This is a genomic window from Clostridium sp. Marseille-Q2269, from assembly GCF_943736985.1.
Lineage (GTDB): Bacteria > Bacillota > Clostridia > Clostridiales > Clostridiaceae > Clostridium_F.
The window spans coordinates 1-15,051 of the sequence record NZ_CALSFS010000023.1 but is presented as its reverse complement, the minus strand read 5'-3'; the positions used below and the strand labels follow the sequence as shown (position 1 = coordinate 15,051).

Genomic DNA, 15,051 nt, shown 5'->3' with positions numbered 1-15,051 from the left:
TAGCCTTTTTCTGTTATACCATCCTTCAATATATTTAAAAATAGCTCTATTAGCTTCTTGGAAGGTACGATATGCATTTCTGTATATTTCTTCTTTTTTTATAGATGAATGGAAAGATTCTATACAAACATTGTCATAGGGACAACCTTTTTTACTAAATGATTGTGTAATATTAAACTTTTTACATAGCCCCTTTAAATCCTTACTAATGTATTGAGATCCTAAATCGCTATGGAATATTAGTTGCTTATTTTTATGAGGAGATTGTCTACAATAAGCATTTTTGAAGGATTTAACAACTAAATCATTAGTCATTCTTTTACCGAAAGAGTATCCAATTATTTTTTTAGAATGTAAGTCAAGAACTGAAGCTAAGTAACAACAACCATCTTCGATAGTATGAATATATGTAATATCTCCTGTTCATTTTTCATTAATAGAAGTAGTAGTAAAATCTCTTTTCAAAACGTTTTCTAAACCTTCTGCTACCTTTTTATTTGAATTAGGTTTGTATTTTTTTACAGTTATTGCACAAAGATTAAGTTCAGTCATTCGTCTTTGAACTCTTTTTAAGGATACTTTAAAGCCTTCTGTACCAAGTATATGATGAATCCTAGGAGCACCATATATGCCTTTATTTTCTTTATATATTATTTTAATAGCTGATTTTAATTCCTCATTTTCTATTTTTCTTGCAGATTTAGTTTTATCAAAAGACTTATAATATGTGCTTCTGGCTACCCCTAGAACGGTACACATAGTCTTAATATCATGATTGCTTTTATTACTATGTATAAATTCTATTACTTCATCTAATTTCTTGTTGCAAATATGGCCATAGCTTTTTTTAATATTTCATTTTCCTCTTTAATTCTTGCCATTTCCTTTTTTAAAGCTTTGATTTCCTTCAATGTAATAACTTCATTTTCATCTACTTTAATTTCTTTTACATCTTTAATCCATCCATTGATTGTTGATTTTGCAATGCCATATTCGCTATTTAGCTCTGATAAGCTCATGCCTGACTTAAATAAGTCTACTATCATATCTTTATATTCTTGATCGTATCTTCTGCCATTTCCCATAATGAACACATCCTTTTTTAACTAAATATTATTTTACTTAGTTCGATTTAATGTGTCCATTACTTTATACTAGCACCAATTGATTCTTGGTATAATAACTGGGATAACTTATCCAATTTCTTTCAATTTTCACCTGAAATTAGAAAGATGATATATACAACTAATATCCTTGAAGGATTCAATAGACAAATAAGGAAATTTACTAAAACAAAAACCGTATTTCCTACGGAACAATCTTTGAAGAAATCGTTATATCTAGCTACTATGGAAATAATAGAAAAATGGACTTCACCAAGAGCAAATTGGGGAATGACACTTGCCCAATTAAATATTGCTTTCAATGACAAAATAGATGAAGATTTATTTTAAAAATAAATGAAAAAAATTTAAAGATAATGAGTATAATAAAAAAATTTAAGAAAATACTACAATTAGCTTAAATTAATTATTATTAGTATGCCACATGATCAAAAAAATATTACTGAAAAAATAATTTCCAGTAATATTTAGTGATAAAAATTATAAAGTACACAAATCTATCTATATTCTCTAGTATTTATTCTTAGTGCCGCAGCCCCATTTTTAATCTTTTTGATTTAAAAATAAAATTTCTTTACAAATTTTATTTAAATTATAATTGATAAAATTACAATTCAAATTTAGTTCCTATACCTGATTTTTTTGCTTTTTCATATATTTTGAAAGCCACAACCACATCTAAAATTGCAGTTCCTACAGATTTAAATAATGTTATTTGCTCCTCATTTTCCCGTCCTGTTTTTCTACCTAATATAACTTCTCCTAGTTCTCCACTTATGTCAGCTTTATCTATAATACCTTTTTTAATAGGAATTATGAAATCTCCAGCTTCAGATAAAACACCATCTTGTGTATCTAAGAAAATCTTATCTGAATTTTCTATTATAAATTCACTAATTTCTTGCATTTCAGGAGTATAAGCTCCAATTCCATTTATATGAGTTCCTTTTTTTACTAGCTTTCCATTAAATACTGGTTTTTTTGAAGTAGTAACTGTAGTTATTATATCAGCATCTTTTATTGCATCATCTGAACTTTCTGCAGCAACTATTTTTGCTCCATATGAGCCCAATTCCTTCTGCATGTTGCTTGCAAACTCCTCAGCTCTTTCTTTATTTATATCAAAAACCTTAACCAACTCTATATCTCTTACTGATAGAATAGCTTCTAGTTGAGAAGGTGCTTGACCTCCTGTTCCAAATAAAGCAAGTTTTTTAGCATTCTTTCTTGCTAAAATATCTGTGGCTGCCCCTGAAACTGCACCAGTTCTTAATTGAGTAAGATATGTTCCATCCATTATTGATATTACTTCTCCTGTTTCTCCATCTAAAAGTATCATTTGTGCTGGAACTGATGGTTTACCTTTCTCTATATTTTTAGGAAATACTGAAACTATTTTTATACCTGTAATATCTAATTCCTCAGCATATCCTGGCATAAACAGACTTTGTCCATTAAATTTAGGTATATCAATATTAACCCTTAATGGTATATTAGTTTTCCCAGATGTATACATTCTTAATGCCTCTTTATCTGCTTCTATTGCTTCTTTCATAGTAAATATACTTTTTATTTCTTTCGCTGTTAATAAAATCATTATTAATACCTCCCAATTATAACTTTATTTTTAAATTTTCAAATATATTTCTTACTCCTTCAAGATTATCACCGAATTTATCCTTTAAAGTGTCCCCTAAAGATTCTATTAATCTAAGACAATAAGCATCATGTGTTATATTTTCTTTTGCTAAAAAAACCATGGATGCACTTTTAGTCCATATAACCTCAGCATTTTTTTCACTTTGAATATGTCCAAATACCATTTCATTGGAATCTACTACCAAAGTTATCCATCTTCCACCTATCTCTTCTAATTTATCTTTTTCAAATCCATGTCTATAATAATTTTTAATTTCCGAAGTATAATCTTGATTCATACTGTATAATATTATCAATATTTTAGATAATTCTTCTTCTGCCATTTTTATCTCAGTTTCAACTTCTTTAAGGTCTTCTTTCCACACCTGGATATATACATCATTTTTAGCGTTATCAATCATATTTCTACATTTGCTAAATATATTTTCATATCCTCTTATATACCACATCTGATCTAAGTCAATTTTACTATTACAATTTTCTAATTCAACTTTAACTTCATCAAGAATTGCACTAGTATGATGCTTGATATTTTCAATGAATTCCTCTACAGGTATGGGTGCATAATTTATAGGTTTTTCTTTTTTTGATACTACTATACATCCCTTATCCATCAAAATTTCTAAAATATTGTATACTTTAGATCTTGGTACTGATGAATTTTTACTTATTTCATAACCTGTACCAGGCCCATTTTTTAATAAAGCTATATATACTTTTGTTTCTGATTCTGTAAATCCGAATTTTTTTAATAAGCTTAATAAATTCTCCATTATTAATTAATCTACTCCTTAAATATAATAAGCTAATTATATCATAATGTTGAAATATCATATAAAACGGGAAATGATGAATCCTTATTCCCCTTAATTTTAGTAGTTACTATTAGTAACTATTATATGCTTTTATATACTGTTGTCAATACTTTGGAATGAAAAAAATCCAAGGTATACTTACTTTTATTATGAATAATATATTAGTATTTCATAACCATTTTATATAATTAATGTGATTTTCACATATGATAGCTTAATGGAATATCTTATAATATTACAAATTTAAAGATAAAAAAATCGATATTTAATTATCTTTGCTGATAATTAATATCGATTTTCAAATTTAAAAAGATGAAACTTTTTCTATACTATCAAGATCAGACTCTTGAACCATCTCTTCTTTTAATTTCTTGTTTAACCAAGTAGCCATTATTAAAGTTTCTACAAAAGCCAATCCATCCGCTGCAGTTTGACAGAATATTACTCCATCTAATCCTAAAAACTTTGGCAATATATACATTAAAGGTATATAAAATATTCCCTGCCTTGAAATGGACAATATAAATGCTCCCATAGCTTTTCCTAAAGCTTGATGTAATACAGCATAAGTATTAACATATCCAAAAAATGGAAACAACAGGCTAGCTGCCCTAAATGCCTTTATTCCTATATTTATAACTTCTTTATCTCTTGTAAATATAACCATACAGCCCTTTGCAGAAGTTATAAACAAAATTGATATTACAAAAGCACTTATTATACTCCATTTAATAGATAATTTTACAGCTTCTTTTAATCTCTCAAAATTTTTAGCTCCATAATTATATCCAGCAACTGGTTGGAATCCCTGACCAATACCAAATACTATATAAAAACCTATAGACATAACTCTAAATACTATACCCATAGCAGCTACTGCTGCATCTCCATAAGGTTTTGCTCCTATATTCATAAAACCTAAAGCAAAACTTCCCAATACTTGAGTTACGAAAATAGGAATACCTATCTTAAGTATTTCAAAAAACATATTAAAAGTTGGTTTCAAAAATTTTATTCCTAATTTTATATAACTTTTGTTAGAATAATAATATCTTAAAAGAAAAACAAAGGACACTATCTGTGATATAACTGTAGCAACTGCTGCACCTTTTATACCCATTCCTAGTTTAAAGATAAATATAGGATCTAATATTATATTTATAATTCCTCCAATGCAAGTAGAAACCATACTATATTTTGCATTTCCCTCTGCTCTAATGGTATTACTCATTATAGCTGTTCCAATAGTGAAAATGGATCCTAATACTATAGTATATCCATATTCTTTAGCATAAGGCATTGTTGTTTTTGTTGCCCCATACATTAATAAAAATTTATCTAAAAATATTATAGAGATGGCAGTAAAAAGCAGGCTAAATATGCATCCAATTACTATAATAGATGTTAGAGTTTTATCAGCTTCCTCTTTTTTCTTTTCTCCCAACAATCTTGATAAATAAGAAGCACCTCCTGCACCAAACATAACCCCTATAGCTCCAATAAACATAAATACTGGATATACTATAGATACTGCAGCAATGGCACTAGTATTATCTAACATACCAACAAAGATAGTATCAACTATATTATAGACAGCATTAATTAACATAGCTATTATTGCAGGTATTGATAATTTTAATAGCACCTTGGATATGCTTTCTTTCTCCATCATTTCTGTTGTAGATATTGTATTTTTCATGTTATTTCTTGCCTAATAAAAACCTAGAAAAGCTTAGACATGCCTCCTCTCATAGTTCAAATTTAAATTTTAAAATCTTGTCATATTGCTAGGCTTTGATTCTAATGTTATAAGTTCTAAAATTTAGAACCAATTGCTAATATAACATTTTCTTTGATTTTTGACAAATATAATATTATTATAAAAATGAAAATAATTTATATCTTAAAATATAATACTAAATATAAACAAGGGCATCTCATTTTCAGATGCCTTTTTAATAATTATTTCATTTTCTCTTTATCATTTAGCATTTTAAGTGTTTTTTCTAACCTTGTCTTAATGGTTTCTTCTTTCTTTGCAGATGTAATAAATTTAATATATTTATTCTTTTGGCTATCTGTAAGAGTATCAAAGAATTCACATGCTGCAATCTCTTTATTTAATGATTCCTTTAATATTTGTGGAATCTCCTCTAATCTACTTTTAGTATCTTTTTCAATTGTAACATCTATTTCATCTCCTGGATCTTTACCTATTTTATCTCTTATAGCTTTGGTTATTCCTATTATATGACAACTTGTACCCATATTGGCAAGAATACCTCTATATTTATAGCCATCAAATGTAGTGAATACTTTAATAATACCATTACTTCCAAATGACTCTTTAACATCATATGGAAATTTAACATATGCACCATTCACTTTATCTGTACCAATTATTACTGTTTTAAATTTATAAACTTTACCCACTCTATCCCTCCTTTTTCTTCCCCCCAAAAATCTTGATAGATAAAAAACAACCTCCGTCTCCAAGATAATATAACATTTTCTTTTGCTTTTTACAAATATACCAATAACCTACATTTTATATACTAGTTAATCATGAAGATAGTATACATATACACAATATACTTAACTATAAAAATAATCTTTTATTATAATATTATTTTAAATGGGTATAATTAAGCTTAGTTGTATGTTATAATTAATAAGCTCAAATAAAACAAATAAGGGAAGAGAATAAATGATGAGATATGCTAAAGTAGAAAAACTAATAAAAAAAATGGATAGAGAAATAGAATCACTTAAAATCGCATCAAAATACCTATCAAACATAGAAGAAATTAATGAGGTTAGAAATACTTTAAATAGGAAAAGACAAGAATTAGCTGATGAGATTTATAGTGAAGATACAAAATCATATTATGATTGTCGTGCAATTATACGGGAACTTTTGGATAAAGAATTAAACGAAGAAGATCAAAAACAATTACTTGAGAACATTAAAGAAAAGTTTGGTAGACAATCACCAAATCCCACAAAACAAAGCGTTGGATTAAATGCATGGCTTAAAGAACTTGATATTGAATTTAATTGGATACAAGCTGAAGAAACCAGCTGGGCTACTCTTATAATAACTGGCTTTGGATCACATGAAAAATAAAAATTAATTATTAGGTGAGAACATATTGTTCTCATCATTTTTATCTTTACTGCAAGTATCTTTTCACCTGTGAGTAATTATTAATCCTATAAGTTTTTGTAAATATTATATATAAAAACATCAAGATATATTTGCCTTAACACTTATCCCTATTTTGATTCATTTCTATATTTATTATCCGTGCCAGATATGGCAACTATAACTTCCACAAACTAATGCTCTTGTATTATCACCACTATTATAGTCTACATATAATATTAAAATCAACAACTCTTATTATGCAATAAATAAAAATCTCTATACCCTAAACTATAGATTGACAAATATAATTAAGTTGTATACAATTTAATTATATTCAATTTAAATGGAGGTAATAGTTATGAATATCTATGATTTTGTTGTAAGAGATTCAAATTTAAAAGAAGTATCTATGAAAGATTATAAAAAAAAAGTATTATTAATTGTAAATACAGCAACAGGATGTGGCTTTACACCTCAATATGAAGGTCTTGAAAAACTATATGAAAAATATAAAGATCAAGGATTTGAAATACTTGACTTCCCCTGCAATCAATTTATGAATCAAGCTCCAGGAAGCGAAGAAGAAATAGTGAATTTTTGCCAACTTAAGTATGGAGTTAACTTTAAAACCTTTGCTAAAATAGATGTTAATGGTGACAATGCAGATCCGCTTTTTGTACATTTAAGAAAACAAATGAAAGGTCGTTTTAATGATAAAATTAAATGGAATTTCACAAAATTCCTAGTTGATCGCAATGGAAATGTTGTAAATAGATTTGCCCCAACTACAAAGCCAGCAGAAATAGAAAAATATATTATAGAATTACTAAAGGAGGAATAAAACATATTATATGGATTATGAAGAATTAAAAATTGAAAATCAACTATGTTTTCCATTGTATGCTTGTGCAAAAGAAGTTGTAAAAAAATATAAGCCATATCTAGATGAAATAAATCTTACTTATACTCAATATATTACTATGATGGTACTGTGGGAGCATAAATCAATGAATGTAAAAACTATTGGTGAATGCCTTTATCTAAATTCTGGAACATTAACACCTTTATTAAAAAAGTTAGAAGCTCAACAATTAATAAAACGGAAAAGATCACCAGAAGATGAAAGAAATCTTATTGTGGAAATAACATCAAAAGGTGAGCAATTGCAAGAAAAAGCTAAACTTATTCCTGAAAAAGTAAGTAAGTGTATTAACCTGTCTTATGATGATACCATTGAACTTTATAAATTGTTATATAAAGTTCTCCAAACTATGAATTAATATAACTAATCATAAGTAATTTAAAATTTTTTCTTTTCATAAAACACCTCTTTACACAAATCTATCTACTTACCCTTTGGTCTTAACTTTGTGTAAAGAGGATTGATGTAACTCCAATATAAAGGGGCTGTGGCATTAAAGAATTTAAGCACAATATATTGTTTTACAGTTTAAAATTAACACAATATATTGTAGGATTTATTCTTAGTGCCACAGCCCTAATTAATATATCAATATATTCAAACTAAGTTTAACAATCTAACTATTGATAATAAAAAACAATACTTAAATTATTTCATTGAATTTATAATAGTATCTGCAAGACTGTTCATTGAATCAGCCTGTTCAGCTTTCATGCTAGAGTTAATTAGCATATCATCATTTAAAATAGTCATATCTTTCATATTACTTAAAGCTTCCCTCATTAATTTGCCAGACTGAGGAGCCCAAGATCCATTTTCTATAAGCGCAACATTACGTTTTTGAATATTTAATGCTTTCATATCCAGTATATAATTAAGCATTGGTGGATAAATATTCAAGTTATATGTTACACATGCAAGAACTACATGGCTATATTTAAATGTTTCAGAAATTAAATAGGAAACATGAATTTTTGAAACATCATACATAACCACATTAGTCATTCCCTTTTTCCCTAAGCTTGTTGCTAAATAATTAGCAGCATCTTCTGTGTTTCCATACATTGATCCATAAACAACCATTACACCTTTTTCTTCCGGTTCATAACCACTCCATTTGTTATACTTATCTAAAAAATATTCTAAGTTACTGCGCCATACTGGTCCATGTAATGGACATATAATCTTAATATCCAAACTCTTAGCCTTTTTTAAAAGATATTGAACATGAGCACCATACTTACCCACAATATTTGTATAATATCTTCTGGCCTCATCAATCCAATCTCTGTCAAAATTCACCTCATCGTTAAACATTTTGCCATCTAAGGCACCAAAGGAACCAAAAGCGTCAGCAGAAAATAACACACCATTTGTGGTATCATATGTGACCATAACTTCAGGCCAATGTACCATTGGAGCAAACATAAATGCAACATTGTGCTTTCCAAATGACATAGTATCTCCCTCATTAACTTTTATTATTTTATCTTGTACATCAAAACCGAATTGATGCATAAACATGGCAGCCTTTTCTGTACATACAATTTTTACATCAGGGTATCTAAGAATTATTTCTTCAATGCAAGATGCATGATCTGGTTCCATATGATTGATTATCATATAATCTAAATTTCTATCACCTAAAACAGCTTTAATATTATCTAAAAACTGACGACAAATTGACCAATCTACTGTATCAAATAATACAGTCTTCTCATCTAAAAGTAGATAAGAATTATATGAAACCCCTCTTTCAATGGGGTGAATATTTTCAAATAGAGCAAGTCTTCTATCATTTCCACCGATCCAATAAAGATCCTCAGTTATATTTCTAACACAATACATAAATTTACTCCTCCTTTGCACTAAAAACAAATTATTATATATATTTATTTAGGAATTAAGCTTCTATAAACATATCTTTTTCTTCACCACAAATAGGACAAGTCCAACCCTTGGGTATATTTTCAAAAAATGTGCCAGGAACTATTTCTCCGTCTGGATCACCTAAGCTAGGATCATATTCATAACCGCATCCATTACAAACATAGTGTTTCCAGTTTGGAGTAATTTTTTCTGGTACTGCTCTTTTCATCTTCTTCATTGGTGGTGCTTCTTTTTTAGGGTGTCCATTATCTAAAGCTTCAATTAATAGAGGAATTATCTCCATCATATCTCCAACAATACCATAGTCTGCATTCTTAAAGATTTTTGCATTAGGATCAATATTTATAGCTACAATTGTAGATGCTTCTTTTATACCTTTTAAATGTTGAATTGCACCTGAAATACCACAAGCAACATATAGATTTCCAGTGAATTTTTGTCCTGACATGCCAACATAACGATTTAATGGTAAATATTTAAGTGTTTCAGCTACTGGACGTGAAGAACCTATAGCTGCACCAGCTTGAACTGCTAAGTCTTCTATAAGCTTCATATTTTCTTTTTCTCCTATTCCCAAACCGACACTTACTACTCTTTCCGCTTTAGCTATAGGAGTATCTAAAGGAATTCCTACTGTAAAATCATAACCATCTGACTTAAGGGCCTCTACAAGAGCATTAACCCTTTCTTTAAGTGTTCCTTTTTTAAGAATCATTTTTTTACGATATCCTGTAGTTTGTTTATTTTGAGGAGTTTGAGATATATTTTTACTCTTAGGCATCTTTCCTATAATATTAGCAGCAATAACAATACGTTGAATTTCATTAGTTCCTTCATATATTGTACAAATCTTAGCATCCCTATAAGCACGTTCCACTTCCATACCTTTCATATAGCCACTGCCTCCAAATACTTGGAGAGCCTCATTAACAATTTCAAGGCAAACATCAGAAGTATACTGTTTTGCCATAGCAGCTTCCATACCATATTTTTCATGATTTCCTTTCATTTCTGCTGCACTATAAACAAGAAATCTAGCTGCTCTAAGTTTTGTAGCCATATCTGCTAATTTAAAAGCAATAATCTGCTGTTGACAAATAGGTTTGCCAAATTGGATTCTTTCTTTTGAATACTCTAGTGCATGTTCATATGCTCCCTGAGCAATGCCTAAAGCTTGTGCTGCAATGCCAATACGGCCTCCATCCAAAGTGGACATAGCAATCTTAAATCCTTGACCTTCTTTTCCTAATAAATTTTCCTTAGGAACTTTTACATTATTGAAAATAAGCTCTCCTGTTGCAGAAGAACGAATGCCTAATTTATCATAATGTTTTCCAAAACTGAAACCATCCCATCCTTTCTCCACAATAAATGCACTTATACCATGAGTACCTATATTAGGTGTAGTCACGGCAAAAATAATGTAAGTATCCGCCTCACCTGCATTTGTAATAAATATCTTTTCTCCATTTAAAATATAATGATCTCCTTCTAAAACAGCAGTAGTTTCTGTGCCACCTGCATCACTACCAGCATTTTCTTCTGTAAGACCAAATGCTCCAATTTTTTCTCCTTTAGCTAATGGAACTAAATATTTTTTCTTTTGCTCCTCTGATCCATAGGCAGCAATTGGATATGAGCCTAAAGATGTATGAGCAGAAAGAATTACCCCTGTACCACCATCCACTCTTGCTAATTCCTCAACAGCAATAGCATAACTTATTACGTCTAAACCGGCTCCACCGTATTCTTTGGAATATGGTATGCCCATAATTTCCATATCAGCTAACTTATGAATTATATCCAGAGGAAATTTATTTTCCTGATCTAACATAAAGGTAATAGGTTTAATTTCTTCTTCAGCAAATTCTCTAATTTTCATTCTTAAATTTTCATGTTGTTCTGTAGTCTTAAAAAACATAACTATGCCTCCCTTTAATTAACATGATTCATACATATTATTCTGTAATAAGTTACTATAAATAAATCTGCTTACCCTTGAGTGTATTATATAATCTTATTTTAATTTTAAAAATTATATAATAATCATATTTTATTGAACCAGTTTTCAATTATTGCTTTATTATATAAATAACATATACATAAATATATGTATGCTTAAAAAAATACATATATTTATATATGTGCTTAAAAAAATTATAAATTTTTATATATTTTTTTAAAATATATATAAACTTTAATTAATTTTTTATTGTATTTATATATAATATCTAAGTCTTTTAGTACATAAATCTTTAAAAACTATTCACTGATAAAGCTAAAATACTATTTCATGTATAAAACACTTGCTCTTAAGATCATAGACTGAAATGATATATTTCTTTTGTAAAAAATGCTATAAGTCCTTCATCATTATTTACATACTTAATTGAAAGATTAAAACACTCCTTAAAAAGTTCAATAATATATTAATCAAAAATTATTTTAAAATTAAACATTCACAGTTATCTAATTTATTTACACCATATACTCCCAACTATATGTAATTCAAATTCATTTTACTAATAGAATTTATAATACAAATTCTAATGAATATAACACTGATTTGTAGTAAATAATAATATTTATTCTAATAGCTCTTATTTATTTTTCTAAATTTATCATTCTGATCTAAAACTTTATCAAAATTAATTAATTATGACCTACATAAAAATAATAAGTATTTATATATGAAAATTTTAGCGAAAAATCATACAATTAATCAACAAAAACATATTTTTTTTACTAAATTTAGCACTATTTTTATATAAATTTTAATTTATATTCATTTTTTTAATTTAATTAGTTTGCAATATTCAAAAAATTTATTATTATTTTGTAAATTCATGTTATAATTATATTAATTAAAATATAAAGGAGGTACATCTATGGATAAAAAATTATCTAAAGATGCATATGGTGGCGTAGCTGGGAAAGACTACGTTCCTTATATTTCTACCGGCTCTAAGTCGGGTGGAAATACTGTTGTACTAATAATAGGTATTATTTTAGCTGCTTTATTTGCAGCATCCACTGCATACTCAGGTATGAAATCAGGACTTACAGTGGCAGCTGGTATTCCTGGTTCTATAATAGGTTCAGCATTTATAGCTGCACTTGCTAAACAAAAAGGTATCCTTGGAAAAAACTTAGTTCAAGGTATGGCCAGTGGTGGAGAATCCGTTGCCAGTGGTGTGATATTCGTTTTACCAGCAATTCTTTTAATAGGTTCTAAAGTTACTTTCTTAGAAGGTCTTATTGTTGGTATAGGTGGAGTTCTATTCGGCATAGGAATAGCTTCTCTTGTTTATAATTACTTAATAGTTGAAGAACATGGTAAATTAATGTATCCTGAATCAATGGCTATATCTGAAACCCTTGTTGCTTCAGAAGGTGCAGGAGAATCAATGAAGTATATGGGTATTGGATTTGGCATAAGTGGTATTATAACTTTTATAACTAGTTCATTTTTAAATGTAGCTAACAACGTTATAAGCTATGTAAATGAATCTTTCTACAAATGGAAATTTGAAGTTGAAGTTAACCCTTTACTGTTGGGTATAGGATTCATAGTTGGTTTAGATGTGTCTTTAACCATGTTTGCTGGTTCTATACTATCTAACTTCGGTATTATGCCTTTAATAGGTTACTTCAGTTCTTTTGCTAAAGATGGCGCATCTGTATGGAATAACCCAGATGTTGCTATAAATGCTATGCAAGTTAAAGATATAGCTGGTAGTTATGTAAAATATATCGGAGCTGGTATGATGCTTTCTGGTGGTATAATAGGTGCTGTAAAACTTATACCTACCATTATATCTTCTATAAAAGAAACTCTAGGTGCTAAATCTTCAGGTAGTTCTAATGGTTCATCTGCTGGAAATATAATATTGATTGCTGGTACAATAATAGGTTTCTTAGGAGGATTTTTAGTATCTAATGGCAATATAGCAATGGCAATAATTGGTTCTATTTTATCATTGTTCTTATCATTGCTATTTGTTATAGTTTCCGGACGTTTGACAGGTACTATAGGAACTTCAAACCTTCCTGTATCTGGTATGACTATAGCATCTTTAGTTATTGTAACACTATTGTTTGTTGTAATGGGATGGAAAAATCCTGAAAATAACAAATCTTTACTTTTATTTGGTACATTTATAGTTATTGCTATTTCAATAGCTGGTGGTTACTGTCAATCACAAAAAGTTACTTTTATAATAGGTGGTAGCAAAAGCGAAATGCAAAAATATTTTGCTATAGCTAGTATAGTTGGTGTTACAGTAGTTATTGGTACTATACTATTACTTTCAAGCCAACTTTCAATGACTGGTGATAATGTTCCATTTGCATTACCTCAAGCTAACTTAATGGCAACATTGACAGGTGGTATAATGTCAGGTAAATTGCCTTGGGTTATGATAATCCTTGGTGTTGTTATGGGGGTTGTTTTATTCTTATTAAATCTTCCTATAATGACAGTTGCTATAGGATTCTACCTACCAATATCTACAACTTCTATAATATTAGTAGGTGCACTAGTTCGTTTATTCATAGAAAAAACTTCTAAATCTAAAGAAGAGACTGAAGCTAAAGTTTCTAATGGTATAAGTTTATCTTCTGGACTTGTAGCTGGTGGTTCTATAATAGGACTTGTAGGTATAATACTTCAAGTATCCGGTGTTCTAAAAGGAAGTGGTCCAAGTGGATTTGCTTCATCTAATGGAATGGCATTTATAATATTAATAGCTCTAGTAGTAGCTACAGCCATACCTATAATAAACGGTAAGATAAAAAATGCAAAATAGTAAGGAAGATGTTTTAAATATAATATTTAAAATCTCTGATAACTTAGAATATAGTGTGTCTAAAGATAACATTGTGACTATACTTGAAAAACAAGATCATAAGATCCAAAATTTCTTTAGAAAACTTAAATTTAAGATTCCAGAATATAAAAAGATTTCTCTTGATGAATATGGTAGCTATGTATTTTTACAAATAGATGGGAAAAATACTGTAAGAGATATAGGAGAAAATTTAGAAACAAAGTACGGTGATGAATCTCACCCTCTTTATGAAAGATTGTTGTTGTTTTTAAATCATATAGAGGTTAATTGTCACTATATAAAAAAATAAACTAATAAATAAAAGATGGAACTACTTTACTGTAGTATCCATCTTTTATTTATTAGACTAAGCAATATCTACATCATCTACGTTATTTAGATATTTTTTTAAAGTATATACTGCTAATAGAAAAATGATTAGAGAATATAGATAGATTTGTGTACTTTATAATTTTTATCACTAAATATTACTGGAAATTATTTTTTTAGTAATATTTTTTTCATCATGTGGCATACTAATAATGGTTAATTTAACCTAATTGTAGTATTTGCTTAAATTTCTTTATTATACTCATTATCTTTAAATTTTTTTCATTTATTTTTAAAATAAATCTTCATCTATTTTGTCATTGAAAGCAATATT

14 protein-coding genes and 1 pseudogene are annotated in these 15,051 nt (G+C 28.4%); 6 read left to right on the top strand and 9 right to left on the bottom strand.

Annotated elements, in window-relative coordinates:
• The 3 genes from NGI68_RS16740 to NGI68_RS16730 all read right to left on the bottom strand — a co-directional run.
• The coding region (locus tag NGI68_RS16740) for a DDE-type integrase/transposase/recombinase (protein WP_286010134.1) at positions 1-414 on the bottom strand (414 nt) is incomplete at its 3' end.
• A 9-nt stretch (positions 415-423) separates the two neighbouring features.
• Positions 424-759: an IS3 family transposase gene (locus tag NGI68_RS16735; RefSeq protein WP_251862583.1), complete on the bottom strand. Its 336-nt coding sequence runs from the start codon at positions 757-759 to the stop codon at positions 424-426.
• A 53-nt stretch (positions 760-812) separates the two neighbouring features.
• Positions 813-1,085, bottom strand: a complete 273-nt coding sequence (locus NGI68_RS16730; protein ID WP_251861703.1) for a transposase — start codon at positions 1,083-1,085, stop codon at positions 813-815.
• Between the two features lie 78 nt (positions 1,086-1,163).
• Here NGI68_RS16730 and NGI68_RS16725 point away from each other — a divergent pair.
• A pseudogene (locus NGI68_RS16725) lies at positions 1,164-1,454 on the top strand (transposase); the annotation flags it as partial.
• 277 nt (positions 1,455-1,731) lie between these two features.
• Here NGI68_RS16725 and NGI68_RS16720 read toward each other — a convergent pair.
• The 4 genes from NGI68_RS16720 to NGI68_RS16705 form a co-directional block, all read right to left on the bottom strand.
• Positions 1,732-2,721 (bottom strand): ornithine cyclodeaminase family protein, encoded by a 990-nt coding sequence (locus tag NGI68_RS16720; protein ID WP_251862582.1) that lies wholly within the window; start codon positions 2,719-2,721, stop codon positions 1,732-1,734.
• A 16-nt stretch (positions 2,722-2,737) separates the two neighbouring features.
• The gene (locus tag NGI68_RS16715; protein WP_251862581.1) at positions 2,738-3,556 is read right to left on the bottom strand and encodes a TrmB family transcriptional regulator; all 819 of its coding nucleotides are present in this window, start codon (positions 3,554-3,556) and stop codon (positions 2,738-2,740) included.
• 346 nt (positions 3,557-3,902) lie between these two features.
• Complete coding sequence (locus tag NGI68_RS16710) at positions 3,903-5,297, bottom strand: MATE family efflux transporter (protein WP_251862580.1); 1,395 nt, start codon at positions 5,295-5,297, stop codon at positions 3,903-3,905.
• Positions 5,298-5,560: 263 nt separating this feature from the next.
• Entirely contained in the window at positions 5,561-6,031 is a 471-nt protein-coding gene (locus tag NGI68_RS16705; protein ID WP_251862579.1) for a YdeI/OmpD-associated family protein, read from the bottom strand.
• Positions 6,032-6,305: 274 nt separating this feature from the next.
• Here NGI68_RS16705 and NGI68_RS16700 point away from each other — a divergent pair, with 274 nt between their 5' ends.
• The 3 genes from NGI68_RS16700 (at position 6,306) to NGI68_RS16690 (ending at position 8,026) form a co-directional block, all read left to right on the top strand.
• A complete protein-coding gene (locus tag NGI68_RS16700) occupies positions 6,306-6,725 on the top strand; it encodes a hypothetical protein (protein ID WP_251862578.1) in 420 nt (139 codons plus the stop codon).
• A gap of 379 nt (positions 6,726-7,104) precedes the next feature.
• The gene (locus tag NGI68_RS16695; protein ID WP_251862577.1) at positions 7,105-7,587 is read left to right on the top strand and encodes a glutathione peroxidase; all 483 of its coding nucleotides are present in this window, start codon (positions 7,105-7,107) and stop codon (positions 7,585-7,587) included.
• 10 nt (positions 7,588-7,597) lie between these two features.
• A complete protein-coding gene (locus NGI68_RS16690; protein WP_251862576.1) occupies positions 7,598-8,026 on the top strand; it encodes a MarR family winged helix-turn-helix transcriptional regulator in 429 nt (142 codons plus the stop codon).
• Positions 8,027-8,316: 290 nt separating this feature from the next.
• Here the strand turns inward: NGI68_RS16690 and NGI68_RS16685 are convergent, their stop codons facing one another.
• Both NGI68_RS16685 and NGI68_RS16680 read right to left on the bottom strand, forming a co-directional pair.
• Positions 8,317-9,516, bottom strand: coding sequence for an FprA family A-type flavoprotein (locus NGI68_RS16685; RefSeq protein WP_251862575.1), 1,200 nt, complete (start codon positions 9,514-9,516; stop codon positions 8,317-8,319).
• A 55-nt stretch (positions 9,517-9,571) separates the two neighbouring features.
• Positions 9,572-11,479 (bottom strand): acyl-CoA dehydrogenase family protein, encoded by a 1,908-nt coding sequence (locus NGI68_RS16680; RefSeq protein WP_251862574.1) that lies wholly within the window; start codon positions 11,477-11,479, stop codon positions 9,572-9,574.
• A gap of 967 nt (positions 11,480-12,446) precedes the next feature.
• Between NGI68_RS16680 and NGI68_RS16675 the strand changes: the two genes are divergently transcribed.
• Together NGI68_RS16675 and NGI68_RS16670 are read left to right on the top strand one after the other, a co-directional pair.
• The gene (locus tag NGI68_RS16675; RefSeq protein WP_251862573.1) at positions 12,447-14,366 is read left to right on the top strand and encodes an OPT family oligopeptide transporter; all 1,920 of its coding nucleotides are present in this window, start codon (positions 12,447-12,449) and stop codon (positions 14,364-14,366) included.
• Positions 14,356-14,697, top strand: coding sequence for a PqqD family protein (locus NGI68_RS16670; RefSeq protein WP_251862572.1), 342 nt, complete (start codon positions 14,356-14,358; stop codon positions 14,695-14,697). The genes NGI68_RS16675 and NGI68_RS16670 overlap by 11 nt, the downstream gene beginning before the upstream one ends.
• Positions 14,698-15,051: the final 354 nt, after the last annotated feature.

Coding starts and splice junctions, on each gene's coding strand:
- NGI68_RS16670 (WP_251862572.1), top strand. CDS start 14,356: ATGCAAAATAGTAAGGAAGATGTTTTAAATATAATATTTAAAATCTCT.
- NGI68_RS16690 (WP_251862576.1), top strand. CDS start 7,598: ATGGATTATGAAGAATTAAAAATTGAAAATCAACTATGTTTTCCATTG.
- NGI68_RS16685 (WP_251862575.1), bottom strand. CDS start 9,516: ATGTATTGTGTTAGAAATATAACTGAGGATCTTTATTGGATCGGTGGA.
- NGI68_RS16675 (WP_251862573.1), top strand. CDS start 12,447: ATGGATAAAAAATTATCTAAAGATGCATATGGTGGCGTAGCTGGGAAA.
- NGI68_RS16735 (WP_251862583.1), bottom strand. CDS start 759: ATGTGTACCGTTCTAGGGGTAGCCAGAAGCACATATTATAAGTCTTTT.
- NGI68_RS16720 (WP_251862582.1), bottom strand. CDS start 2,721: ATGATTTTATTAACAGCGAAAGAAATAAAAAGTATATTTACTATGAAA.
- NGI68_RS16700 (WP_251862578.1), top strand. CDS start 6,306: ATGATGAGATATGCTAAAGTAGAAAAACTAATAAAAAAAATGGATAGA.
- NGI68_RS16695 (WP_251862577.1), top strand. CDS start 7,105: ATGAATATCTATGATTTTGTTGTAAGAGATTCAAATTTAAAAGAAGTA.
- NGI68_RS16730 (WP_251861703.1), bottom strand. CDS start 1,085: ATGGGAAATGGCAGAAGATACGATCAAGAATATAAAGATATGATAGTA.
- NGI68_RS16715 (WP_251862581.1), bottom strand. CDS start 3,556: ATGGAGAATTTATTAAGCTTATTAAAAAAATTCGGATTTACAGAATCA.
- NGI68_RS16680 (WP_251862574.1), bottom strand. CDS start 11,479: ATGTTTTTTAAGACTACAGAACAACATGAAAATTTAAGAATGAAAATT.
- NGI68_RS16710 (WP_251862580.1), bottom strand. CDS start 5,297: ATGAAAAATACAATATCTACAACAGAAATGATGGAGAAAGAAAGCATA.